The organism is Kitasatospora sp. NPDC056076 (genome assembly GCF_042266305.1).
Taxonomy (GTDB): domain Bacteria; phylum Actinomycetota; class Actinomycetes; order Streptomycetales; family Streptomycetaceae; genus Kitasatospora.
Genome location: NZ_JBHJWG010000039.1, coordinates 34,989 through 57,321, shown reverse-complemented (window position 1 = coordinate 57,321; position 22,333 = coordinate 34,989). Strand labels below are relative to the sequence as shown.

22 protein-coding genes are annotated in these 22,333 nt (G+C 75.2%); 16 read left to right on the top strand and 6 right to left on the bottom strand.

From position 1 onward, the window contains the following. Positions 1–65 precede the first annotated feature (65 nt). The 11 genes from ACFC1T_RS28065 to ACFC1T_RS28015 all read left to right on the top strand — a co-directional run bounded on the left by ACFC1T_RS28065 (position 66) and on the right by ACFC1T_RS28015 (position 12,039). On the top strand, positions 66–890 hold the full coding sequence (locus ACFC1T_RS28065; RefSeq protein ID WP_375892901.1) for an alpha/beta fold hydrolase: 825 nt from the start codon (positions 66–68) through the stop codon (positions 888–890). Positions 891–919: 29 nt separating this feature from the next. After that, positions 920–1,501, top strand: a complete 582-nt coding sequence (locus ACFC1T_RS28060; protein ID WP_375892899.1) for a TetR/AcrR family transcriptional regulator — start codon at positions 920–922, stop codon at positions 1,499–1,501. A 1,289-nt stretch (positions 1,502–2,790) separates the two neighbouring features. Further along, positions 2,791–3,915, top strand: a complete 1,125-nt coding sequence (locus ACFC1T_RS28055; RefSeq protein WP_375892897.1) for a PP2C family protein-serine/threonine phosphatase — start codon at positions 2,791–2,793, stop codon at positions 3,913–3,915. A 31-nt stretch (positions 3,916–3,946) separates the two neighbouring features. Continuing rightward, entirely contained in the window at positions 3,947–6,109 is a 2,163-nt protein-coding gene (locus tag ACFC1T_RS28050) for a SpoIIE family protein phosphatase (RefSeq protein WP_375892895.1), read from the top strand. Positions 6,110–6,395: 286 nt separating this feature from the next. Then, positions 6,396–7,622 (top strand): sensor histidine kinase, encoded by a 1,227-nt coding sequence (locus ACFC1T_RS28045; RefSeq protein WP_375892937.1) that lies wholly within the window; start codon positions 6,396–6,398, stop codon positions 7,620–7,622. An 81-nt stretch (positions 7,623–7,703) separates the two neighbouring features. Next, positions 7,704–8,117, top strand: a complete 414-nt coding sequence (locus ACFC1T_RS28040) for a roadblock/LC7 domain-containing protein (protein WP_375892893.1) — start codon at positions 7,704–7,706, stop codon at positions 8,115–8,117. Beyond that, positions 8,114–8,461, top strand: a complete 348-nt coding sequence (locus tag ACFC1T_RS28035; RefSeq protein ID WP_375892891.1) for a DUF742 domain-containing protein — start codon at positions 8,114–8,116, stop codon at positions 8,459–8,461. The genes ACFC1T_RS28040 and ACFC1T_RS28035 overlap by 4 nt, the downstream gene beginning before the upstream one ends. After that, positions 8,439–9,065: an ATP/GTP-binding protein gene (locus ACFC1T_RS28030; protein ID WP_375892889.1), complete on the top strand. Its 627-nt coding sequence runs from the start codon at positions 8,439–8,441 to the stop codon at positions 9,063–9,065. Before ACFC1T_RS28035 ends, ACFC1T_RS28030 begins: the two co-directional genes overlap by 23 nt. Then, positions 9,062–10,615 (top strand): cytochrome P450, encoded by a 1,554-nt coding sequence (locus tag ACFC1T_RS28025; protein ID WP_375892888.1) that lies wholly within the window; start codon positions 9,062–9,064, stop codon positions 10,613–10,615. The genes ACFC1T_RS28030 and ACFC1T_RS28025 overlap by 4 nt, the downstream gene beginning before the upstream one ends. Beyond that, on the top strand, positions 10,600–11,700 hold the full coding sequence (locus ACFC1T_RS28020; RefSeq protein ID WP_375892886.1) for a cytochrome P450: 1,101 nt from the start codon (positions 10,600–10,602) through the stop codon (positions 11,698–11,700). Before ACFC1T_RS28025 ends, ACFC1T_RS28020 begins: the two co-directional genes overlap by 16 nt. 81 nt (positions 11,701–11,781) lie before the next feature. Next, complete coding sequence (locus ACFC1T_RS28015; RefSeq protein ID WP_375892885.1) at positions 11,782–12,039, top strand: hypothetical protein; 258 nt, start codon at positions 11,782–11,784, stop codon at positions 12,037–12,039. Between the two features lie 120 nt (positions 12,040–12,159). Here ACFC1T_RS28015 and ACFC1T_RS28010 read toward each other — a convergent pair whose 3' ends face one another. Beyond that, positions 12,160–12,969 (bottom strand): isocitrate lyase/phosphoenolpyruvate mutase family protein, encoded by an 810-nt coding sequence (locus tag ACFC1T_RS28010; RefSeq protein WP_375892883.1) that lies wholly within the window; start codon positions 12,967–12,969, stop codon positions 12,160–12,162. An 11-nt stretch (positions 12,970–12,980) separates the two neighbouring features. Further along, positions 12,981–13,469: a carboxymuconolactone decarboxylase family protein gene (locus tag ACFC1T_RS28005; protein WP_375892882.1), complete on the bottom strand. Its 489-nt coding sequence runs from the start codon at positions 13,467–13,469 to the stop codon at positions 12,981–12,983. Positions 13,470–13,693: 224 nt separating this feature from the next. Between ACFC1T_RS28005 and ACFC1T_RS28000 the strand changes: the two genes are divergently transcribed. From ACFC1T_RS28000 to ACFC1T_RS27985, 4 genes are all read left to right on the top strand, one after another. Further along, a complete protein-coding gene (locus tag ACFC1T_RS28000) occupies positions 13,694–14,473 on the top strand; it encodes an NRDE family protein (protein WP_375892880.1) in 780 nt (259 codons plus the stop codon). 207 nt (positions 14,474–14,680) lie between these two features. After that, positions 14,681–14,860 carry a hypothetical protein gene (locus tag ACFC1T_RS27995; RefSeq protein ID WP_375892878.1) on the top strand — a complete coding sequence of 60 codons (180 nt, stop codon included), beginning with the start codon at positions 14,681–14,683 and terminating at the stop codon, positions 14,858–14,860. Between the two features lie 136 nt (positions 14,861–14,996). Further along, positions 14,997–15,914, top strand: a complete 918-nt coding sequence (locus ACFC1T_RS27990; protein ID WP_375892876.1) for an undecaprenyl-diphosphate phosphatase — start codon at positions 14,997–14,999, stop codon at positions 15,912–15,914. Between the two features lie 119 nt (positions 15,915–16,033). Beyond that, positions 16,034–16,804, top strand: coding sequence for a glucose 1-dehydrogenase (locus tag ACFC1T_RS27985; protein ID WP_375892874.1), 771 nt, complete (start codon positions 16,034–16,036; stop codon positions 16,802–16,804). A 108-nt stretch (positions 16,805–16,912) separates the two neighbouring features. Here the strand turns inward: ACFC1T_RS27985 and ACFC1T_RS27980 are convergent, their stop codons facing one another. Further along, the gene (locus ACFC1T_RS27980; RefSeq protein WP_375892872.1) at positions 16,913–17,812 is read right to left on the bottom strand and encodes a sigma-70 family RNA polymerase sigma factor; all 900 of its coding nucleotides are present in this window, start codon (positions 17,810–17,812) and stop codon (positions 16,913–16,915) included. Between the two features lie 186 nt (positions 17,813–17,998). Here ACFC1T_RS27980 and ACFC1T_RS27975 point away from each other — a divergent pair, with 186 nt between their 5' ends. Continuing rightward, positions 17,999–19,432 (top strand): PLP-dependent aminotransferase family protein, encoded by a 1,434-nt coding sequence (locus ACFC1T_RS27975; protein WP_375892870.1) that lies wholly within the window; start codon positions 17,999–18,001, stop codon positions 19,430–19,432. 75 nt (positions 19,433–19,507) lie between these two features. Here ACFC1T_RS27975 and ACFC1T_RS27970 read toward each other — a convergent pair whose 3' ends face one another. From ACFC1T_RS27970 to ACFC1T_RS27960, 3 genes are all read right to left on the bottom strand, one after another. Further along, positions 19,508–19,714 carry a DUF6126 family protein gene (locus ACFC1T_RS27970; RefSeq protein WP_375892868.1) on the bottom strand — a complete coding sequence of 69 codons (207 nt, stop codon included), beginning with the start codon at positions 19,712–19,714 and terminating at the stop codon, positions 19,508–19,510. 32 nt (positions 19,715–19,746) lie between these two features. Continuing rightward, positions 19,747–20,391, bottom strand: a complete 645-nt coding sequence (locus tag ACFC1T_RS27965) for a helix-turn-helix domain-containing protein (RefSeq protein ID WP_375892867.1) — start codon at positions 20,389–20,391, stop codon at positions 19,747–19,749. 100 nt (positions 20,392–20,491) lie between these two features. Next, positions 20,492–22,225: a pyruvate dehydrogenase gene (locus ACFC1T_RS27960; protein ID WP_375892865.1), complete on the bottom strand. Its 1,734-nt coding sequence runs from the start codon at positions 22,223–22,225 to the stop codon at positions 20,492–20,494. Positions 22,226–22,333: the final 108 nt, after the last annotated feature.

The following is a 22,333-nucleotide window of genomic DNA, read 5'->3' as shown; positions in this document are numbered from 1 at the left end:
GGCTAAGGCTATTAGCCTTAGCTTTATGGCTACAGGCAGAAACGAGCGAGTCGGCGGAGGCCACCATGAACGGCACCAGCACCCCGAGCACCCAGTACCTCGACGTCCCCGGCGGCCGCCTCGCCTACGACGACACCCGGCAGGGCGACGGCACCCCCGTCGTCCTCCTCCCCGGAATGCTCGACTCCCGCCGCGCCTACCGGCACCTGCACCCGCTGCTCACCGCCGCCGGCCACCGGGTCGTCACCATGGACCTGCGCGGCTTCGGCGACTCCTCGATCGTCTGGGACGACTACGGCCCCGCCGCCGTCGCCACCGACGTCCTCGCCCTGCTCGACCACCTCGGCATCGAACGGGCCGTCCTGGTCGGGCAGTCCTACACCGGGGCGACGGTCGTCAAGGTCGCCGGCGACGCACCCCAGCGGGTCGCCGGGATCGCCCTGATCGACGCCTTCGTCGAACACCGGGCCAACGCCCTCATGCAGGGCGTCATGGTCGTCATGGGCGCCGCCATGGTCCGGTGGCCCGGCGTCTGGGGCTTCTACCTGCGCAAGATGGCCTACCCCGGCCCCCGCCCCGCCGACCTCGACGGCTACGTCGACGGACTCGTCGCCGCCCTGCGCACCCCCGGCCGGCGCACCGCCACCCGCGGCCACGTCACCGGCGACTCCGCACCCGTCGGCTGGTGCGCGGCCGTCCGCTGCCCGGCCCTCGTCCTCATGGGCAGCAAGGACCCCGACTTCCCGAAGCCCGAGGCCGTCGCCGACCTCCAGGCCGAGAAGCTCGGCGCCCGCAAGGTGATGATCGACGGGTCCGGGCACTACCCGATGGCCGACAACCCGCAGGCCGTCGCCGACGCCCTGCTGCCCTTCCTCGCCGAACTCGCCTGAACCCCCCGCCCGTACGGAGAAACGAAGCCATGCCCCGCGTAGGACTGACCCCCGACCAGGTCGTCGACCACGCCCTCGCCCTCATCGACGACCAGGGCGGTGAAGCCCTCACCCTCGCCTCCGTCGCCACCCGGGCCGGCGTCGCCACCCCCTCGCTGTACAAGCACGTCAGCGGCGGACTCGGCGAACTGCGGCGCCTCATCGCCGTCCGGGTCACCGAGGAGCTCGCCGACCGGCTCGCGGACGCCGCCGTCGGCCGCAGCGGGGACGACGCCGTCACCGCCGTCCTGCGCGCCTACCAGGCCTACGCCACCGCGCACCCCCACCGCTACGCCGCCCTCCCCCAGGCACCCCAGCCCGACGACGACCTCACCCGCGCCGCCACCCGGCTCGTCGGCGTCATCATCGCCGTCCTCCGCGGCTACGGCCTCGACGGCCCCGAAGCCATCCACGCCGCCCGCACCGTCCGCTCCCTCGCCCACGGCTTCGCCTCCCTCTCCATCGCCGGCGCCTTCCAACTCGCCGAGGACCTCACCACCACCCACGACCGCCTCATCACCACCCTCACCACCGCCCTCCACACCTGGCCCGGCACCGCCACCCCCGCCTGACCACCCCGGGCCCACCCCCACCCGCACAGCACCTGAGCGGCGCAGGAAGTCGGCCCGGCCGACTTCTGGTGCGGCGGGGCTGCCGGTCGGCCGACTTCTCGCGACCGCAACCCCGCGAAACCGCACCGCAGAAGCCCGCCGGAGCGGAGCCCGGACCGCGCGCTGGAAGTCGGCCCGGCCGACTTCCAGCGGCGCGGGCTGCGGATCGGTCGACCTGAGCGGGCAACGGCCGCCGGCCCATCGACCAACCCGCGGGGCCGGAGTAGTGCGCAGGAAGTCGACCTGGCCGACTTCCTGCGCAACACCACGTAGACAGGGGCCTACCAGGCGAACGGCCACGCGCGCCTCGGGCCACAGGGGAACGCGGCGGCGTCGGCGGGCGCGCCAGAAGTCGGGCGGGCCGACTTCCTGCGCTTGCCGCCCCCACGGAACCCCACCGCAGAAGCCCCCCGGGGCAGAGCCTGGGCCACACATTGGAAGGCGAGCTGGCCGACTTCCAGTGGCGCGAAGCTGCCAGCTGGGCCGGGGAAGCGCACAGGAAGTCGACCTGGCCGACTCCTGGCGAGGCGAAGTTGCCGGCTGGGCCGGCGCGGCCGGGGGTGAACAGGCTGACTCCTGCGCAGCACCTCGTAGGCAGGGGCCTACAGGGCGACCCGCCGCGGGCCTCGGGGGCGGAGAAGTGCTGCGGCATTGGTGGGCGCGCCAGAAGTCGGCCCTATCGACTTCTCGTGCGAGGCCGGTCGAGAAGGAGCCCGGCGGGGACGACCGGGGCAGCCGAAAGGCGCGGCTCTACCGATCGGCAGGATCAGGCGGACGCCTCGGCGAGGAGGCCGATCTCTCCGAGAGGCAGGGGCTGTGCGCAGGAAGCGGCGGAGGGAGCACGGAGCTGCGGGCTTTGCCGGGTGACGGGCAGCCGAGAGGCGGCGGCAAGAAGCGGCGCGCCAGAAGTCGGGCGGGCCGACTTCTGGCGACAGCGGGTCGCCTGGTTGTCGAGCCGCTGGGGCGAGGGCATCGCCGTAAGGAACCGCAGCAGTGTCGGCGGCCGGCGCTCAGGTGCGCACCGGAAGTCGGGTGGGCCGACTTCTGGTGCGCGTGGGGCCGGAACGGGCTTGGTGGAGACGGGTGGAGCGCAGCAGTGGGCACCTCGGGGGAGGAGGGTTGCGGGGCGGCAGGCGGGGGCGGGTGGGAGTGGGAACTGCGCTGAGGGGGGTGGGAGGGGAGGGGTTAGTGTGGCCGGGCTGACTGGTGGTCACGACAGGGGACCGCCCACGCCTTCGCGGAGGTTCCGGGTGCCCGCACTGATAGCGAGGGTGCGGCGGTGGTACGGCCGGGTGCTGGACGGGGACGTCCGGGCCGGGCGGGTGGCGCTGGGGGTGCTGCTCGGGGTGACGGTGGTGCTGGGGGTGCTGCCGGTCCTGTTGCCGTACGGGTGGCCGCCGTCGGCGCTGGTGCTGCCGGTGGTGGGTGGCGGGTTGGTGCTGCGGCGCGGGCAGTTGCGGGTGCTGGTGTGCGCGGCGCTGGCGGGCGGTCTGCTGGGGGCGGTGGTGCAGGACCCGCACGGGGTGCGGCTGGGGGTGACGCTGGTGGTGGCGGCGACGGGGGCGACGGTGCTGACCGCGAACCGGTTCCGGGACCGGCTGGGGCTGCGCGGCACCCAGGGCGATTCGATGCTGCTGGAGCTGGCGGAGCACAACCGGGCCCTGGCCCGGCTGCCGGAGCGGCTGCTGGACTGGCACTTCGACAGTGCGCTGGCCCCGGCGGGCGGCACGTCGTTCTCCGGGGACTTCCTGCTGTGCGCCCACCGGCCGGAGGAGGACCTGCTGGAGCTGGTCCTGGTGGACGTGTCGGGCAAGGGCAGTCGGGCGGCGGCCCGGTCGACGCACCTGTCGGGGGCGTTCGCGATGCTGCTGGGCCGGGTGCCGCCGGAGGCGTTCCTGCCGGCGGCCAACGACCACCTGGTGCGGATGGGCTGGGAGGACGACTTCGCCACGGCCGTGCACCTGGCGCTGCACCCGGCGACGGGCCGCTACCGCCTGTTCAACGCGGGCCATCCGCCGCCGGTGCGGTTCTGCCGCCGGGCGGGCTGGGTGCCGTCGGAGCACGGCGGTCCGGCGCTGGGGCTGGTGCCGGGGGCGCCGTACCCGGGGGTGTCGGGGCGGCTGGCGTACGGGGATTCGCTGCTGCTGTTCAGCGACGGCCTGGTGGAGGTGCCGGGCCGGGACCTGGACGAGGGGGTGGGCCGGCTGTTGGCGGCGGCCGAGCCGGAGGTGCGCACCAATCCGCCGCAGCGGCAGGCGGTCCGGGGGGCGGCGGGCCGGCTGGTGGAGGCGGTGGCGCAGGACGTCGCGGACGACCGGACCCTGGTCCTGGTGCGGCGGCTGAGAGCGACCGCGGACCACGGAAATGGGGTATGAAGATTTGGTGTCCTCTCCCGTTCGTAGTCCGATGCGCTGCGTGCGCCTGCTGCTCGGCTGCACCAGCGCCGCCGAGCTGCTCGGCACCGTCCTCGCCGAGGGCCCGAACTGGATCACCGGCGAGGGCTCCGCGCTGTACCTGCTGGACCCCGCCGGGATGCTCCGGCTGACCGCCTCGCACGGGCTGCCGGACTGGGCGCACGAGCGCTACGGCCTGGTCGACCCGGCCGGCGAGCTGCCCGCCGCGATGGCGCTGCGGCTGCGCCGCCCGTACCTGCTCAGCCCGGAGCACACCAGCGTCGACTACCCGAACCGGAACGCCGGCATGGGCACCGGGATGGTCGCCGTGGTCAGCCTGCCGCTGGTGGTGGACGAGCGGCCGATCGGCGTGCTGGCCCTCGCCCTGGCGCACCGGGGCACCGTCCCGGGGCGCGACCTGGACGTGCTGGAGACGATCGCCGGGGCCTGCGCCCACCGGCTGCACCACCTGCTGGACCACGTCCTCGACCACACCGGCGACCGCACCGGAAACCGCACCGCGGAGCGGCCCCCGACCGCCCCGACCGCCCCGGACGCCGCCCTGGCCCACCCGCTGCTGTCGCTCGCGGTGCGGGCCGCCGGGCACGGCGCCTTCGAGCGCGACCTGGTCACCGGGGAGAGCTACTGGGACGCGGCCGCCTTCGCGGTGGCCGGCCGGCCCGTCGACCCGGACGGGACCGCCCCGGAGCTGGAGCGGATCGTCCACCCCGAGGACCTGCCGGACGTCCAGGCGGCCCTGGCGGAGGCGCTGGCGAGCGGGGGCCGCTACCGGATCGGCTACCGGATGCTGCGCCGGGGCGGGAAGGTCGCGCGGGTCGAGGAGTCCGGCGAGGTGATGCTGGACGTGCACGGCCGCCCGGTGCGCATGGCCGGGCTGATCGCCGACGTGGAGCACCGCCGGGCGCGGGACGCCGAGCCGCCGCACGACCCGGCCGGGGCCCGGACGGCCCTGCTGCTGTCGCTGACCCGGGCGCTGTCCCGGGCGGTGACCGTCCGGGACGTCACCGCCGCCGTCACCGACGTGGCCCGTCCGGCGCTCGGCGCCGCCAGCATCGTGCTGGACCTGGTGGACGAGGGCCGGCTGCTGCCGGTCTCGCACACCGTGTACGGCGGACCGCGCCGGGCCGAGCTGACCCGGCTGGCGGACCTCTCCGAGCAGGTGATGCAGCACTCGCTGGCCCGCTCGGCCCCGCTGTTCAGCCAGCCCGGTGCCGGGCCGGTGCGGCCGGACGCCCCGGCCGCCTGGGCGGTGCTGCCGCTGGTCGCCTCCGGCCGGCAGGTCGGCTCCTGCCTGATCACCTTCGCCACCGAGCGCGCGTTCGGCCGCGCGGACCGCACCCTGTACTCGACCTTCGCCGGCATCCTCGCGCAGTCCCTGGAGCGGGCCCGGCTGTACGACACCCACCACCACCGGGCCGGTGAACTCCAGCGCGCGATGCTCCCGCGCACCCTGCCCCGGCTGCCGGGGATCGCCAGCGCCGCCCGCTACCTGCCGAGCACCGAGGGCATGCAGATCGGCGGCGACTGGTACGACCTGCTGAAACTGCCGGACGGCCGGATCGGGCTGGTCATCGGCGACGTGCAGGGCCACAACGCCGAGGCGACCGCCGTGATGGGCCAGCTGCGCAGCGGCCTGCGGGCGTACGCGACGGACGGGCACGACCCGGCGGCGACCCTGGCCCGGACCAGCCGGCTGCTGTCCGAGCTGGACACCGAGCTGTTCGCGACCTGCCTCTACCTGACCCTGGACCCGGCCGACGGCAGCCTGACCGCGGCCCGGGCCGGCCACCCGGCACCGGTACGGATCGCCGCCGACGCCACGGCCGTCGAGCTGGAGCTGCCGGGCGGCCCGCCGCTGGGCGTGGACCCGGGGCAGCCGTACCCGCTGGCCACCGGCCGGCTGGCGGGCGGCGAGACCCTGCTGGTCTACACGGACGGGCTGGTCGAGGACCGCGAGGAGGACTACGACGAGTCGGTGCACCGGATGATCGGCGGGCTGGAGCTGTGGGCCCGGCAGACCGGCCCGGAGCGGATCGGCGCGGCCCCCGCGCTGGAGCGGCTGGCCGACCTGCTCACCCTGAACGTGACCGAGCGCCGCTCCCGGCCGGACGACGTGGCGCTGCTGCTCCTGCACCGGATGCCGCCCGAGGCCTGACGCCCGAGGCCCGAGGCCCAAGGCCCGGCACCTGATGACGCCGGTTCGGCGACACCGTGCACACAGGCCCCACACATCACGGGACGCGAACCGGCCACCACCCGCCACATCGAGGGGGGTCGAAAGACCCTGGACGAACGATCGGACGGCTTGTCAGGGCCCCGCGATCGCGGTCGAACGACGCGGGAACGGCGGCGTATTGACTCGATATTGACGAGATCCAGTCACATGGCGAGATCCGTTCACACCTTCGTAGGATCATCGCCCTAGAATTCGCGGCGTGACGATGACTCAGTGGTGCGCAACGGCTACCGGCGTGCTCGCCGTCCTCGCCCTCGTGGCCGCCGCGCGGTACCGCGCCGTGTCCGTCACCCAGCGCGGCCGGGCCGACCGGCTGGCGGGCGAGCTCACCCGGCTCCAGGAGCAGCTGGCCGCCGAACTCTCCCGCCGGGGCGCCGACCTGGCCGCCGTCCAGCAGGAGCAGGAGCTCACCGCCTCCAGTCAGCGGGCCTTCCTCAGCGTCGCCCGCCGGATCCTGGTCATGGCCCACGACCAGCAGGCCCTGCTCGACGAGATGGAGCGCACCCACGACGACCCGGCGCTGCTGGAGGGCCTGCTCAAGGCCGACCACGCCGCCGCCCAACAGGCCCGGCTGGCCCAGACCCTGGCCGTGCTGTGCGGCGCCCGGGCCGGGCGGCACTGGCCGGAGCCGGTGTCGCTGGAGGACGTGGTGCGCGGCGCCCAGTCGCGGATCCTGCCGTTCCAGCGGGTGGTCGTCCGCAGCCGGATCGAGACCGCGGTGGTCGGCGCGGCCGCCGAGGCGCTGATCCACGCCATCGCCGAACTGCTGGACAACGCGACCCGCTACTCCCCGCCCAGCACCCAGGTGTTCGTCACCCTGATGCCGGTGCACAACGGCGCGGTCATCGAGATCGACGACGGCGGCGTCGGCATGCCGGAACAGGCCGTCGCCAAGGCCGCCGCCGCCCTCGCCGGGGGCAGCAGCCTGGAGGTCTCCCGGCTCGGCGAGGTGCCCCAGCTGGGGCTGGCCGCCGTCGGCCGGCTCGCCGAGAGCTACGGGTTCCGGGTCACCCTCAGCTCGGCGCCCTCCCCGTACGGCGGCGTGCGCGTGGTCCTGCTGCTGCCGAACGCCCTGCTCACCGAGCCGCTGCCGCCCACCGTGCCCGGACTCGGGCCGGACGACCGGGCGTTCACCCCCGACCCCCGGCCGCTCGCCGGCCCCGACCACCCCGGCGCCGTTCACCCGCTGGTGGAGGCCCCGCCCACCAGCCGGGCCCCGGCGGCCGACACCCCTCCGCCGCTGCCCCGCCGGAGCCACCGGCGCGACCGTGCGAACCGACCCGCCCAGCACGCCGCTCCCCCACCCGCGCCCGAGCCGCCGTACCGCTCGGCCCGGGACGCCCAGGCGTTCATGGCGATGTTCCAGGCCGGGACGGCCAGCGGCCGGTCGGCCGCCCGCACCCGGGCCCAGGGCCCGCCCGGCCCGCACTGAGCCGGCCCGGCCCGCACCGAGCCCGCTCCCGTCCCGCTCCCCCGACCTCCCCCCGACTTCCCCATCGCCCCGGAGAGTTCCATGACCACCACCCCCGATCTCGGCTGGCTGCTCGCCGACATCATCGCCGTCCCCCAGGTCCAGCACGCCGTCGTCGTCTCCAACGACGGTCTGGAGATCGGCCGCAGCGCCGACATCGCCCGGGAGGACGCCGAACGGCTCGCCGCCGCCTGCTCCGGGCTCCAGTCGCTGGCCCGCGGCGTCGCGACGGGCTTCGGCGGCCCCGGCAGCGCCACCCGCCAGATCATCATCGAGTACGGCGGCGGCTACCTGTTCGTCGTCGCCGCCGGGGCCGGCGCCCACCTGGCCGTGGTGACCAGCGAGGCGGTCGACGCCGGGCTGGTCGCGTACCAGATGCAGGTCCTGGTCGAGCGGATCGGCACCCACCTCACCAGCCCGCCGCGCGTCGACCACGCGGCGGGGGGGCACCGGTGAACGGGCCGGTCCGGCCCTACGTCATCACCGGTGGGCGCAGCCGCCCCACCCGCGCCGACCTGGCGATCGAGAGCCTGGTCAGCGCGTTATCAGATCCCCCGGCACTGCCCGAGCACGTCCTGCTCAACCGGGAGCACCGGCGCATCCTCGGACTCTGCCACAGCCTGCTGTCCGTCGCCGAGGTGGCGGCCCACCTGGGGCTGCCGCTCGGCGTCGTCAAGGTGCTGGTCGGCGACCTCTGGGACCTCGGCGCCGTGCAGGTGCTCCCGCCCGTCCCGCAGGCCGAACGCCTGCCCACAACCCTCCTGGAAGAGGTGCTCGTTGGCCTCCGCCAACTCCGCTGAAGCCCCCGCCGACGTGCCGGCCGGACCGCAGTACCTGCCGTCCTCGGTGCAGGGCGCGGTGAAGATCCTGGTCACCGGCCCGTTCGGGGTCGGCAAGACCACCCTGGTCGGCTCGCTCAGCGAGATCACCCCGCTGCGCACCGAGGAGACCATGACCGCCGCCAGCAGCGGCGTGGACGACCTCACCGGGCGCAGCGGCAAGACCACCACCACGGTCGCGCTGGACTTCGGCCGGATCACGCTCAACTCCCGGCTCGCGCTGTACCTGTTCGGCACGCCCGGGCAGCAGCGCTTCTGGCCGCTGTGGGACGACCTGTCGCGCGGCGCGCTCGGCGCCATCGCGATGGTCGACCTGCGCCGGCCGGACGAGAGCTTCGACGTGCTCGGCCGGTTGGAGGAGCAGCGCATCCCCTTCGCGGTGGCCGTCAACACCTTCCCGGACACGCCGAGTTACCCGGAGGAGGAGCTGCGCTCCGCGCTGGACCTGCTGCCGGAGGTGCCGATCCTGTACTGCGACGCCCGGGACCGGCGGGCCTCCTACGACCTGCTGATCGACTTCGTCGACCACCTGCACCGCAGCTCGCTGCTGGAGCTCCAGCAGTGACCGCCCCCGAGCCCCCGCGGCCCTCCGGCTGCCCGGTCGCGCACGGCACCGGCGGGCCCCACGGCGCCGGCGGCCCGTACGGCACCGGCGGTCCGTACGGGACCGGAGCTCCGTACGGCGCCCCGCCCGGTGGCGGGCTGCCGGTCGGCGTCCCGCTCACCCCGCTGTACGGGCAGGCCGTCGCCGACGACCCGCACGGCCTGTACGCCCGGCTGCGCGAGCGCTACGGCCCGGTCGCGCCGATCGAGCTGGAGCCCGGGGTGGAGGCCTGGCTCGTCCTCGGCTACGCCGAACTGCTCGAACTCACCCGCAACGAGGCGCTGTTCTCCAAGGACTCGCGGCAGTGGCGGGTGCCCGCCGAGGGCCGGCTGGCCGCCGACTCCCGGCTGCAGCCGATGACCGCCTGGCGGCCCACCCTGCTCAACCTGGACGGCGCCGAGCACCAGCGGCTGCGCGCCGCCGTCTCGGACACCCTGGCCCAGATCGACCACCGGCAGCTGCGCGAGACCACCGAGGCCGCCGCCAACGGCCTGATCGACAGCTGGGGCCCGGACGGCACCGCCGACCTGATCGGCCAGTACGCCCGCGCCCTGCCGCTGCTGGTCTCCACCCAGCTGGTCGGCCTGCCCACCGGCAGCGGGCCCCGGATGATCGAGCTGATCAGCCACTTCGTCGACAGCGGGCCCGAATCGGTGCGCGCCGCCGGGGAGTTCCAGAACACCCTGGTCGAACTGGTCCGGCAGCGCCGCACCGCCCCCAGCGCCGACCTCACCTCCTGGCTGCTCGCCCACCCGGCCGCGCTGACCGACGAGGAGGCGGTGCACCACCTGGTGGTGATGATGGTCGCGGGCAACGAGACCTGCATCAACTGGATCGGCAACACCCTGCGGCTGCTGCTCACCGACCGCCGCTTCCGGGCCACCCTGACCGGCGGGCGGCTGACCGTCTCCGACGCGCTGGAGGAGGTGCTCTGGCGCGACCCGCCGACCCAGAACTTCCCCGGCCGCTGGGCCACCGGCGACACCGTCCTCGGCGGCCAGTACGTCAACAAGGGCGACATGCTGGTGCTCGGCCTGGCCGCAGCCAACGCCGACCCGGCCGCCCAGGGCGCCTCCTCGGCCGCCCAGGGCTCGCTCGGCGGCAACCGGGCCCACCTCGCCTGGGGCGCGGGCCGGCACGTCTGTCCGGCCCAGCACCCGGCCCGGATCATCGTCGAGACCGCGATCGAGACCCTGCTGCACCGTCTTCCCGACCTCCAGCTTGCCGTACCCGCAGGCGAGTTGACCTGGCGTCCGTCCCCGTGGTCACGGGCCCTGGTCGCCCTCCCGGTGCTCTACAGCGCCTTCACCCCGCCCCGCCCGCCAGCCCCCGAAAGGCCCGCATGGACACCGCCGACGACCCCCGCGGCCCCCGCCCCGAGCCCGTCCGCCCCGAGCCCGTCCGGCTCGACCCCTTCGGACGCGACCAGCACGGCGAGAACGCCCGGCTCCGGGCAGCCGGCCCGGCCGTCCTGGTGGAGCTCCCTGGCGGGGTGGTGGTCTGGGCGGTAACCCACCACGACACCCTCCAAGCACTGCTGGCCGACCCCCGGATCGGCAAGAACCCCCAGCTGTGGACCCTCTTCCGGGAGGGCCGACTGCCGTACGGCTGGCCGCTGCTCAACTTCGTCACGGTGCCCGGCATGATCACCGCCGACGGCGAGGACCACAAGCGGCTGCGCGGGCTGGTCAGCCAGGCCTTCACCCCGCGCCGAACAGCCGCGCTGGCCCCGGCGATCGAGGCCCGGACCGTCGCGCTGCTCGACGGGATCGCCGCGCTGGAGGGCGAGTTCGACCTGCGCGAGCACTTCGCCTACCCGCTGCCGATGCAGGTGATCGGCGAACTCCTCGGTCTCGCGGCGGAACAGCAGGACGAACTGCACCACCTCTCCGACACCCTGGTCTCCAGCTCGGCCACCCCCGAGGCGGCGCTCGCCGCCCAGCGGGACCTCAACGCCCTGCTGGCCTCGGTGGTCGCCGCCAAGCGGGCCGAACCCGGGGACGACCTCACCACCGACCTGATAGCCGTCCGCGAGGCCGGGGACGGGCTCAGCGAGGCCGAACTCGTCGGCACCCTGCTGCTGATGCTGGTGGCCGGGCACGAGACCACGCTCAACCTGATCACCAACGCCGTCCGGGCCCTGCTCGCCCACCCCGACCAGCTGCGACTGGTGCTGGACGGCGCGCAGCCGTGGTCCGCGGTGGTGGAGGAGACGCTGCGCCACGACTCGCCGGTCGGCCAGTTCCCGCTGCGCTACGCGAGCGAGGACATCGAGGTCGGCGACGTGGTGATCCGCCGCGGCGAGGCCCTGCTCGCCTCGTACGCCGCGGCCGGGCGCGACGCCGGGCACTACCCGGACGCCGACCGCTTCGACCTCACCCGGCAGCCCGCCCGGCACCTGTCGCTCGGACACGGCCCGCACTTCTGCCTCGGCTCGGGGCTGGCCCGGCTGGAGGCGGAGACGGCGCTGCGGCACCTGTTCGCCCGGTTCCCGGCGCTGGCCCTGGCGGAGGGCGAACGGCCGGAGCCGATCGGCTCGTTCGTGAGCAACAGCGTGCGGACGCTGCGGGTGACGGTCCGGGGGACGGGCGCGTGATGCGGGCCGCCGGAACGGGCGACAGGGGTGACGGTTGCCGCCACCCGGTTACCTGAGGGCGGCCCGGTCGTTCGGCAGGGCATGAAGAAACTCGCCACCCTCGCCGCCCTCACCATGGCGGGCCTCGCCCTCGCCGCCCCGGCGGCCTCCGCCACCAGCCAGGTCGCCAGCTCGCCGGACGCCACCGGCGGCCTCACCGACGGCCTCACCCTCTCCCCCGCCGACCTCGCCCTGCAGACCGCGGGCAAGCTCCCGGTGGTCGGGCACACGGCCGACGAGGTGGAGGCCATCGGCACCAACCAGATGTCCCACCCGGGGCTCAGCGGGCAGATCGGCTGACCCACCCGCCGCCACGGGCCGCCCGCCGCACCGGGCCGCCCGGACGCGCGGTGGAGCGGGCGGCCGACCGACCCCCGTCCGGTCCGCCGCCCGCTCCTGTCTGCTGCCCGCCCCCGGGGCTCAGCCCGTGAACAGGCCGTTGAGCTCCGGGTAGGTCAGCCCGCCGTCCAGGGCGGCGTACGTACCACTCCCGTACACCTCTTCGGCCGCCCGGCGGACCGCCGCGTAGGCCACCTTGGCCAGGCCCGGACCCAGGCTGATCCGGGCCACGCCCAGCTTCGCCAGCTCGGCGACCGTGGGTGCGCCCGGCGCCGCCAGCACGTTCAGCGGGGCCGGGACGGCCGCGACCAGGGCGGCGATGGTCTCCGGGTCGGCGACGCCGGGGACGAACACGCCGTCCGCGCCCGCCTCGACGTACGCCCGCAGCCGGCGGACCGCCTCGTCCAGCCGGCCCTCCGGCTCGCCCAGGCCGTGCAGGAACACGTCGGTCCGGGCGTTCAGGAACAGCGGGACGCCGGCCGCGTCGGCCGCCGCCCGGGCCGCCGCGACCCGCTCCGCGGCCTGCTCCGGGGTGTGGTCCGCGTCCTCCAGGTTCACCCCGACCGCGCCGGTGGCGAGCAGCGCGGTGACGGTCGCGCCGACCCCGGCCGCGGTGTCCGCGTAGCCGCTCTCCAGGTCCGCGGTGACCGGCAGGTCGACCGAGCGGACCACCTCGGCGGTACGGGCCAGCACCTGGTCGCGGTCGGCGCCGCCGCCGTCCGGGCTGCCGAGCGACCAGGACACGCTGGCGCTGGCCGTCGCCAGCGCCCGCGCCCCGGCGCCGGCCACCAGCCGGGCGCTCGCCGCGTCCCACACGTTGGCCAGCACCAGCGGCTCGCCCGGGCGGTGCAGCTCCCGGAGCAGCCGGGCCTTCTCCTGCTGGGTGGTCATCGCGGCCCCGCTCACTTCGCGGCCGGGCTCATGCGGGTGGACACGCCGATCCGGTTCCAGGCGTTGATGGTGGCGATCAGCGCGATCAGCTGGGCCAGTTCGGCCTGCTCGAAGTGCGCGGCGGCCTCGGCGTACACGGCGTCCGGCACGTGCCCCTGGGTGAGCAGGGTGACCGACTCGGTGAGGGCGAGGGCGGCCCGCTCACGGGCGGTGAACCACGGGGTCTCGCGCCAGGCGGGGAGGGAGACCAGGCGGTGGTCCTGCTCGCCGTTCTTGCGGGCGTCGGTGGCGTGCATGTCGATGCAGAAGGCGCAGCCGTTGATCATCGAGGCGTGCACCTTGACCAGCTCGGCGAGGACCGGGTCCAGGCCCTGCCGGGAGGCCCGGTCCACGGCGATCATGGCCTGGTAGAACTCGGGGGCGAGCCGCCCCAGCTGCAGGCGCAGCTCGGGGGCGGGCACGGTGTCGGTCTGGTGGGTCTCGGTCTCGTTCGTCGTCACGGTCGCCAGCCTAGGAGCCGACTGGCCCGTCCCACTGGTGCATTCGCCGCTCGGATCCTTGGGCCACTTCCGGCGCACGAACGGGCGTGCGAGGATCGCTGGTGGATCTTCGGATCGTCGGACCTCCGGATCCTCGCACCTTCCGAGCGGATCGGACCAGGGGGCGGGACCGGCGGATCGGACCGGCAGATCGGACCAGCGGATCGGACCAGGGGGACGGGACCGTGTGCACGGCGTTCATCAGCATCGAACCGGAGGCAGCGGTACCGGTGCTGCTGCTCTCCGTCCGGGACGAGTACCTCGGCCGCGCCTGGCTGCCGCCGGACCACCACTGGCCGCAGCGGCCCGAACTGCTCGGCGGACTGGACCTCGCGGCCGGCGGCACCTGGCTGGCCGTCGACCCGACCCGGCGCACCGCCGCCTGCCTGCTGAACGGCTTCGGCCCGCTCGCCCCCGCCGACAGCAGGCTCAGCCGCGGCGAACTCCCGCTCACCGCCGTCCGCGAGGGCGGGATCGGCCACCTCGACCTGACGCCGTACGACCCCTTCCACCTCGTCCAGGTCCGCCCCGACGGCGCCCGGGTCGCCAGTTGGGGCGGCGGCCGGCTCACCGAGCACGAACTGCCCACCGGGCTCAGCGTGGTGCTCAACGACGGGCTGGAGGGGATGGCGGCCAACCGCACCGCCTCCGAGCGGATCCGCTCGCTGATGGCCGCCCGCGCGGACCACTTCCGGGCCCGGTTCCGCGCCGAGCCCCGGCCGAGCCCCACCGCCGACGGCCCGACCGAGCGGGCCTGGGGCGGCTGGCTGCCGGTCGTCACCGGCGACGGGCTGGCGCCGGACGAGGACGCCGCGCTGATCCAGCGCCGGGACTTCGGCGACGGGCGGATCTGGGGCTCCTCCTCGATCACCCTGCTGGCACTCGGGCCGGACCTGCTGCGCTACGACTTCGCGACCGCCCCGGTGCCCGCCGACGGGTCGGGGTGGCGGCGGGTGGAGGCCTGACCGGGACGGACGTGCGTCCAGGTCGTACGTCCGACCGACACGGACGTCTGAGACGGACGTACGTCCCGGCCGGCCGCCCGCGAGCGATCTGGGCGTCCGAGACGGACGTACGTCCGGACCGGGTCCCGGAAAAGGACTTGAAGCTGACGCTGCGGGAGGCTGCATCGTAGGGCTCCGTCGACCCCTCGCCCCCGTAGGAGGCGCCCGATGGACCGCCTGCCCCGCACGCCCCGCCCGCCCCGCCGGTCCGCCCTGCTGGCCGTCGCCCTGCCGCTGCTGGGCGTCCCGCTCGCCGCGACCGCCGGTCTGCTGCTCGGCGCCGCCGTGCACCGGAGCGTGCCGTTCGGCAGTCTGCTGGGCGCCCTGGCCGGCGCGCTGTTCGGCTGAGTCCGGGCCCGGTGACGCCCGGACATACGCTCGATGAACTTCTGGGAGCGGGCCTGCCAGGCGTCTACATGCCCGTAGTAGCTTCGCGGTGGCCACCGGGATCGGGCGGCCGCAGACCCCCGAGCGAAGGTGCGCGATGTCCACCCTGACCTACCCGGAAGCGATAGGCGTCGGCCTGCTGCAGGGTGTGACGGAACTCTTCCCGGTCTCCAGCCTGGGCCACAGCATCCTGCTTCCGGCCGTGCTCGGCGGGAAGATCCAGCAGGACCTCGACATGACCGCCGACGGCTCCCCCTACCTCGCCGCGCTGGTCGCCCTGCACCTGGCCACCGCGCTCGCCCTGGTGGTGTTCTTCCGGCGGGACTGGGTCCGGGTGGTCAGCGGCCTGGTCAGCTCGATCCGGCACCGCCGGGTGCAGACCCGGGACGAGAAGCTCACCTGGCTGCTCATCATCTCCACCATCCCGGTCGGCGTGGCCGGACTCGTGCTGGAGAAGGCCCTGCGGCACGCCCTCGGCAAGCCGCTGCCCGCCGCGGTCTTCCTCGCCCTCAACGGCCTGGTGCTGCTCGGCGCCGAACGGCTCAAGCGCGGCGGCAGCGGCCGCCGCCGGGCCGGGTACGCCGCCCCCGTCGACGAGCCCGGCCTCGACCCGGCGACCGCCTCCGACGTCCGGCTGACCAGGCTCGGCTACGGCCAGGGCGCCTGGATCGGCGCCGCCCAGATCCTCGCGCTGTTCCCCGGCATCAGCCGCTCCGGCGTCACCATGAGCGCCGGCATCCTGCGCGGGCTGCACCACGAGGACGCCGCCCGGTTCTCCTTCCTGCTCGCCACCCCGGTCATCCTGGCCGCCTCGGTGCTGAAGGTGCCCGAGCTGTTCAAGCCGGAGAACTCCTCCGTGCTCGGCCCGGTCGCGGCCGGCAGCGTCGCCGCCTTCGTGGCCGGCTACATCTCGGTGCGCTTCCTCACCAAGTACTTCGAGACCCGCAGCCTGACCCCGTTCGCGGTGTACTGCTTCCTGGCCGGCCTCGGCAGCGCGATCTACCTCTCGATCTGAGCCCCCCTCCCGCGGCTCCGACAGCCCACAGTCGGCCCCGCCGGAAATCCCGCGCGCCGAACGGCCGCCTCGGCGACCATGTCACCGGCAGGACAGGCGACTTCGCGAGAGGTGGAACGGTGGCAGGAACGGCGGCAGGACAGGTGCGCAAGGTGGCCGAGGGCAGGGCGGCGGTCGTCACGGGCGGCTCGCGGGGCATCGGACGGGCGATCGTCGAGCGGCTGGCGCGCGAGGGCGCGGACGTCGTCCTCGGCTACGCCACCGACCGGGCGGCCGCCGAGGCGGTGGTCGACGCGGTGGCGGCGGGCGGCGGACGCGCCTGGGCCGTACCGGCCGACCTCGCCGAACCGGGCGCCGCCGAGCGGCTGATGGCCACGGCCGAGGAGCGGCTCGGCGGGCTGGACATCCTGGTGAACAACGCCGCGCGGTCCTTCACCCCCACCCCGCTGGCGGACCTCGACGACACGGCCTTCGACGCCGTCCTGGCCGTCAACACCCGCGCCGTGTTCGCCACCGTCCGCTACGCGGCCCGCCGGATGCGCGACGGCGGACGGATCGTCAACATCTCCAGCGTGAACACCGTGCGCCCCGTCCCCGGCATCGCCGCGTACGCCGCCAGCAAGGGCGCCGTCGAACAGCTCACCGCCGTCGCCGCGGCCGAACTCGGCCCGCGCGGCATCACCGTCAACACCGTCTCCCCCGGCGCCACCGACACCGACCTGCTGCGTGCCGCCAACCCGCCTGAGGCGCTCGACCGGGTCGCGGGCCTGACCCCGCTGCGCCGGCTCGGACAGCCCGAGGACATCGCCGACGTGGTCGCCTTCCTGGCCGGACCGGACGCCCGCTGGGTCACCGGGCAGAACCTCCGGGCCACCGGCGGCCTGGGCTGACCGACGGCGCACCGACGGCGCTCCGACGGCGCTCCGACGACAACCCGACGACAACCCGACGACAACCGGCGGGCCGTACGGCGAACTGCCGTACGGCCCGCGGGCGTTCTACCCGGTGAGCCCCAGGGCGGCCAGCCGGTCCGGGTCGGTGAGGACGTCCAGTCCGGTGATCCGGCCGCGGTGGATCGTGAAGGACATGACCGACAGCGGGCGGCCCCCGGCGAAGGACACCACGCCGGGCGAGCCGTTGACCAGCACCAGGCGTCCGTCGGCGGAGAACCGGGCGAAGGCGATCGCCTGGGCGGCGACCTCGGCCGCGCCCCGGCGCAGCACGCTCGGCACCAGCGGGCCGCCGTCGGACCGGGCCACCACCTCCGGGTCCAGCACCGTCAGCAGGGCGTCGAAGTCCCCGCCCCGGGCGGCGGCCAGGAAGGCCTCCACCACCGTGCGCTTGAGCCCGTCGTCGGTGTCTCCGGCCGGGGTGGCGCCCTGCACCCGGCGGCGGGCGCGGCTGGCCAGTTGGCGGGTCGAGGCGGCGGTCCGGCCGAGCACCTCGGCGATCCCGTCGAAGGGCACGTCGAACAGGTCGTGCAGCACGAAGGCCACCCGCTCCGCCGGGGAGAGCGTCTCCAGCACCACCATCAGCGCGATGCCCACCGAGTCCGCGACCAGGATCCCGTGCACCGGGTCCAGCGCCGCCGACCCGCTCACCACCGGATCCGGCAGCCGCACCCGCCCCTCCTGCTGCTCGGGCAGCGGGTCCTCCCGCCGGGAGGCCCGGGAGCGCAGCTGGTCCAGGCAGATCCGGCCGACCACCGTGGTCAGCCAGGCCCCGAGGTTGCGCAGCTCGCCCGTGTCACTGCGGCTCAGCCTGAACCACGCCTCCTGGACGGCGTCCTCCGCCTCGGCGACCGAGCCCAGCATCCGGTAGGCCACGGACCGCAGTTGGGGCCGCTCCGCCTCGAACCGCGCGGCCAGCAACTCCGCTCCGGAGTTCTCCTCGCCCATCTGTCACATCCTCGTCTCGGCACCCGTCGGATCGATGACGGACACCGACCGCCCACCCCGACGGTCCCACCGGCCCGACCGGCCCCACCAGCCCCGACGACCCCACCCGATTCTGCCGAACCCGAGGGAGGACGGCCACCGCTTCGAGCACATCGGCACCCGCCGCGACAGGCGAGAATGGGGCCCGTGAACGGCTCCTGGACCGCCTTCGGCGGCGATCTGCATCTGGACCTCACCGGGCGGCGCGCTGCCGGCGCCGGGCTGCGGGCGGCGCTGGAGGACGCGCTGCGCGAGGCGGTGCAGGACGGGCGGCTGGCGCCCGGGACGCGGCTGCCGTCCTCGCGGGCGCTCGGGGAGGACCTCGGGATCGCCCGCAACACGGTGGTCGAGGCGTACGGGCAGCTCGCCGCCGAGGGGTGGCTCAGCTCGCGGCAGGGGTCCGGCACCACCGTCGCGCGGCGGGCCGTGCCGGTGCGGGGCACGCGGTCCGCGCCCGCCGGGGGGCGGCGGCCGAGCGTCCGGCACGACCTGATGTCCGGGCGGCCCGACCTCTCGCTGTTCCCCCGCAACGCCTGGCTGGCGGCGGCCCGCCGGGCCCTCGCCACCGCACCGCACGACGCGTTCGGCTACGGCAGCCCGCTGGGCCGGATCGAACTGCGCGAGGCGCTGACCGACTACCTGGCCCGGGTCCGCGGGGTCCGCACCGACCCGGACCACCTGCTCGTGTGCAGCGGCTTCCAGCAGGGCCTGGGGCTGCTGTGCGCGGCGTTGAAGGAGCGCGGGGCCCGTTCGCTCGCGGTGGAGGCGTACGGGCTGCCGCCGCAGCACGCCGTGGTGCGGGCCGCCGGGCTGGCGACCGTCCCGCTGCCGCTGGACTGCGAGGGCGCGCTGGTCGACCGGCTGGACGCCGGCCCCGCCGCCGCCCTGCTCACCCCCGCCCACCAGTTCCCGACCGGCGCGCCGCTGTCCGCCGACCGGCGGGCGGCCGCGGTGCGGTGGGCGCGCGAGCAGGACCGGTACGTGATCGAGGACGACTACGACGGCGAGTTCCGCTACGACCGGCAGCCGCTCGGCGCGATGCAGGCCCTCGACCCGGAGCGGGTGGTGTACGCGGGCACCGCCGCCAAGAGCCTGGCCCCGGGCCTGCGGCTGGCCTGGCTGGCCCTGCCGGACGCGCTGGTCGAACCGGTCGCCCGGTCGAAGGTGCTGGCGGACACGATGTCCCCGGTGCTGGACCAGCTGACCCTGGCCGAGCTGATCACCTCGGGGACGTACGACCGGCACGTGCGGCGCTGCCGGCTGCACTACCGGCGCCGCCGGGACCGGCTGGTCGCCGCGCTCGCCGAGCACGCCCCGCAGGTCGAGATCACCGGCATCGCGGCCGGACTGCACGCCGTCCTGCAACTCCCGCCCGGCGCGACGCCGGAGGCGGAGCTGCTGGCCCGTGCCGAGGCCGCCGGACTGGCCCTCAGCGGCCTCGACCGGCACCGCGCCGACCCGGCGACGCCGGGGGCGGAGCAGGAGACCGGGCCCGCGCTGGTGATCGGCTACGGGTCCCCGCCGGAGCATGCCTTCCCGGCGGCCCTGGAGGCCCTCTGCCGGGTGCTCCGCGACGCCTGACGCCGCCGGGCGGTCGGGCGGTCGGGCGCCCGCCTCCGACGGGGGCGGAGGCGGACGCCCAGCAGGTGGGGGCGACTACTTGTTGCGGGTGCCCAGTTCGAACAGCAGGATGATGAACCCGGCGAAGAGGTGGCAGCCCACGGTGTAGATCACCAGGCGGTGGTAGACCCGCTTGTTGGCCCACTTGCCGGCGTCGACGGTCTTCGGGCCGGCAGCGGTGTCGGGGGCACCGACGGCACCGGTGGTGGTGGCGGCGGTGTCGGCGGTGGTGGGATCGGCCATGGTGATCTCCTCCGAGGTGTTCTGACGGCTGGTCAGTGGCTCGCGGCGGGGCCGCCGCCGAGGCAGAGTTCGCCGCCGGGGCTCTGCAACAGGGTGTGGACGAAGAGCAGTTCGACGCCGGTGCCGGATGCGGCGGCGATGCAGTGCGGGGTGAGCGAGTCGTAGTGCGCGGAGTCGCCGGGGGCGAGGTGGTGGACGCGGTCGCCGAGGGTGACCCGCAGTTCCCCGCGCAGGACGTACAGCCACTCCTCGCCGGGGTGGACCCGGACCACCTCGTCCTGGACGCCCGGCGGGACGAACACCCGCAGGGCCTGCATGGCGCGGCCGGGGGCGCCGGCCCGGCGGTAGCCCCAGCCGCCGGCCCGGCCGGGCTCGATGGCGCCGCCGCGGACCACCGGGTCCGGTTCGACCAGGGCCTCGCCGAGCAGCCCGGAGACCGAGGTGCCGTAGGCGCGGGCCAGGCCGAGCAGGACGGGCAGCGAGGGCTGGCGGCGGCCGGTCTCCAGCCGGGACAGATAGGCTGGGGAGAGGCCGATCCGGCCCGCGGCGACCTCCAGGGTGAGGCGGCTGCTGAGCCGGTGCTCGCGGAGGCGGGCGGCGAGGCCGGCGACCTCCTGGTCGTCGAGCCGGCCGTCGTCGGCGGGAGTGCCGGTGGCACCGGTGGTGCTGCTGCTCATGTGTCCAGTGGACACCCGCCCTGCCGCAGGGGCAAGAAACTTGCCTCAGGGGCAAACCGCTCCGAGGGGGGCTCACGGCCGGGTGCTCACGGCCGGGCGCTCACGGTCGGGGGATGTTCCGCAGGTTGCTGCGCGCCAGGTCGACCATCCGCCCGACCCCGCCGGACAGCACCGTCCGCCCGGCGGCCAGCGCGAAGCCCTTCACCTGGGCGGCGGTGATCCGCGGCGGGATGGACAGCGCGTTGGGGTCGGTGACCACGTCCACCAGGGCCGGTCCGGGCCGTTCCAGCGCCTCCGCCAGCACCTCCCGGACCCTGGCCGGCTCGGTGACCCGCTTGGCCGGGATGCCCATCGCCCGGGCGATGCCCGCGTAGTCCACGTCCCCGTTGTCGATCTCGTACTCCGGGTAGCCGGAGACCAGCATCTCCAGCTTGATCATGCCGAGCGCGCCGTTGTTGAGGACCACCGTCTTCACCGGCAGCCGGTGCTTGGCCACCGTGAGCAGTTCGCCGAGCAGCATGCCGATCCCGCCGTCGCCCGCCATCGCGATCACCTGCCGCCCGGGGCAGGCGAGTTGGGCGCCGATCGCGTGCGGGAGGGCGTTCGCCATCGAGCCGTGCAGGAAGGAGCCGATCACCCGGCGGCGGCCGTTCGGCCGGAGGTAGCGGGCGGCCCAGACGTTGTTCATCCCGGTGTCCACGGTGAACACCGCGTCCTCGGCGGCGACGTCGTCCAGCACCGAGGCGACGTACTCCGGGTGGATCGGCAGGTGCTTCTCGATGTCCCGGGTGTAGGCGCCGATCACGTCCTCCAGCGACTTGCAGTGCTTGCGCAGCAGGCCGTCCAGGAAGGAGCGGTCCGGCTTCGCCTCCAGCAGCGGCAGGACGGCCCGCAGGGTGGCCGCGACGTCGCCGTGCACGGCCAGCTCCAGGGCGGTGCGCCGGCCCAGCCTGGTCGCGTCGTGGTCGACCTGGACGGTGTGCGCCTGCGGCAGGAAGGAGTCGTACGGGAAGTCGGTGCCGAGCAGCAGCACCAGGTCGGCGGAGTGCAGCGCCTCGTGGCAGGCGCCGTAGCCGAGCAGTCCGCTCATCCCGACGTCGTACGGGTTGTCGAACTGGATCCACTCCTTGCCGCGCAGCGAGTGCCCGACCGGCGCGTGCAGCGCCTCGGCGACCGCCATCACCTCGGCGTGCGCACCGCGCACCCCGGCACCGCAGAACAGGGTGACCCGGCGGGCCGCGTTCAGCAGCCGGGCCAGCTCCCGCACCTGGGACCAGGGCGGCGCCGCCACCGCCTGCTCGGTGAGGAAGTGGCTGCTGCCGGTCGGCCCGGCGGCGGGCAGGGCGGCGACGTCCCCGGGGAAGGCGAGCACCGAGACGCCGTGCGAACCCAGCGCGTGCTGGATGCCGACCCGCAGCAGCCGGGGCAGCTGGGCGGGGGTGGAGAGCATCTCGCACCAGTTGCTGCAGTCGGTGAACACCCGCTCGGGGTGGGTCTCCTGGAAGAAGCCGGTGCCGATCTGCCCGGACGGGATGTGCGAGGCCAGCGCGAGCACCGGCAGGCCGCTGCGCTGGGCGTCGTACAGGCCCTGGATCAGGTGGGTGTTGCCGGGGCCGCAGGAGCCCGCGCAGACCGCCAGCCGCCCGCTGAGCTCGGCCTCGGCGGCGGCCGCGAAGGCGCCGGCCTCCTCGTTGCGCACGTGCACCCAGCCGATGCCGTCCGCCCGGCGGATCGCGTCGACGACCGGGTTGAGGCTGTCCCCGACGACGCCGTAGACCCGCTCCACCCCGGCCTGCCGGAGCACCTCCACCATCTGTTCGGCCACCGTCGCCACGGGCGCACCCCTTCGCCGGGCGCCGGGCTCGGCCGGGCGCCGGTTGTCACCGGACGTGCCCACCCTCCGAGGTGCGGGCCCGCCCCGCATCCGGAGCGGGCCCGAACA

Coding starts and splice junctions, on each gene's coding strand:
- ACFC1T_RS28065 (WP_375892901.1), top strand. CDS start 66: ATGAACGGCACCAGCACCCCGAGCACCCAGTACCTCGACGTCCCCGGC.
- ACFC1T_RS28060 (WP_375892899.1), top strand. CDS start 920: ATGCCCCGCGTAGGACTGACCCCCGACCAGGTCGTCGACCACGCCCTC.
- ACFC1T_RS28050 (WP_375892895.1), top strand. CDS start 3,947: ATGCGCTGCGTGCGCCTGCTGCTCGGCTGCACCAGCGCCGCCGAGCTG.
- ACFC1T_RS28045 (WP_375892937.1), top strand. CDS start 6,396: ATGACTCAGTGGTGCGCAACGGCTACCGGCGTGCTCGCCGTCCTCGCC.
- ACFC1T_RS28040 (WP_375892893.1), top strand. CDS start 7,704: ATGACCACCACCCCCGATCTCGGCTGGCTGCTCGCCGACATCATCGCC.
- ACFC1T_RS28015 (WP_375892885.1), top strand. CDS start 11,782: ATGAAGAAACTCGCCACCCTCGCCGCCCTCACCATGGCGGGCCTCGCC.
- ACFC1T_RS28010 (WP_375892883.1), bottom strand. CDS start 12,969: ATGACCACCCAGCAGGAGAAGGCCCGGCTGCTCCGGGAGCTGCACCGC.
- ACFC1T_RS27995 (WP_375892878.1), top strand. CDS start 14,681: ATGGACCGCCTGCCCCGCACGCCCCGCCCGCCCCGCCGGTCCGCCCTG.
- ACFC1T_RS27990 (WP_375892876.1), top strand. CDS start 14,997: ATGTCCACCCTGACCTACCCGGAAGCGATAGGCGTCGGCCTGCTGCAG.
- ACFC1T_RS27980 (WP_375892872.1), bottom strand. CDS start 17,812: ATGGGCGAGGAGAACTCCGGAGCGGAGTTGCTGGCCGCGCGGTTCGAG.
- ACFC1T_RS27970 (WP_375892868.1), bottom strand. CDS start 19,714: ATGGCCGATCCCACCACCGCCGACACCGCCGCCACCACCACCGGTGCC.
- ACFC1T_RS27965 (WP_375892867.1), bottom strand. CDS start 20,391: ATGAGCAGCAGCACCACCGGTGCCACCGGCACTCCCGCCGACGACGGC.